Annotated in this window: 1 protein-coding gene; it reads left to right on the top strand. The window is 54.4% G+C overall.

Annotated elements, in window-relative coordinates; all coding sequences use genetic code 11:
- Positions 1–56 precede the first annotated feature (56 nt).
- Positions 57–946, top strand: an 890-nt coding sequence (locus GOB85_RS18820; RefSeq protein WP_173578876.1) for an IS481 family transposase, incomplete at its 3' end; no start/stop codon positions are given.

The following is a 946-nucleotide window of genomic DNA, read 5'->3' as shown; positions in this document are numbered from 1 at the left end:
TGTTTAGTCCCGGGGTTTGGTGGTGTGATATTTTCACGTGAGTGGAAGGAAGCATTATGGGACAGATACGTCATGGCAGCGCCACGACCACGCACGCCGTGCGAGCAGCAATACAGCGATCGCAGGCTTCGCTCGCGGCGCTGAGCGAGGAGTTCGGGATCAACCCGAAAACCGTTGCAAAGTGGCGGAAGCGACAGAGTGTCGAAGATCAGAAGACAGGTCCTAAAGAGCCGCGATCAACGGTCCTTTCGAAGACGGACGAAGCGATGATCGTAGCGTTTCGACGCCATACTTTACTGCCGCTGGATGACTGTCTTTATGCCCTGCAGGCCAGTATCCCCCATCTGACACGCTCGGCTCTGCATCGCTGCTTTCAGCGTCACGAGATCTCACGGCTGCCGGACATCGAGGGAGACAAGCCCAGACGCATGCGCTTCAAACGCTACCCGATTGGGTTCTTTCATCTCGACATAGCGGAAGTCCAGACCGCTGAAGGTAAGCTGTACCTCTTTGTTGCCATCGACCGGAAGACGGCCTGGGAATTCCTCGAACATCTCCTGAGCGTCATTCCTTACCGGATCCATACCATTCTGACCGACAATGGGATCCAGTTCGCTGAGCAGCCTCGTAATCGAAATACAGCGTGGTCGCGTCCCATGCGTTTCGACATGATCTGCGAAGCCCACGGGATCGAACACCGTCTGACGAAACCCAATCATCCATGGACCAATGGTCAGGTTGAACGGATGAACCGGACAATCAAAGAGGCAACCGTCAAGCGCTTCCATTACGACAGCCATGAGCACTTGAAGATCCACCTCAACGACTTCATGGCGGCTTATAACTTCGGGCGAAGGCTCAAGACCCTGAGTGGCCTCACGCCTTACGAATATGTCCGCAAAATCTGGACTTCAGAGCCAGAAAGATTCATCATCAATCCAACCCA

The organism is Acetobacter fallax, assembly GCF_011516735.1.
In the GTDB taxonomy this organism is placed as follows: Bacteria; Pseudomonadota; Alphaproteobacteria; order Acetobacterales; family Acetobacteraceae; genus Acetobacter; species Acetobacter fallax.
Note: the sequence above shows the minus strand (reverse complement) of the source record. Positions and strands in the feature narration are given on the sequence as shown.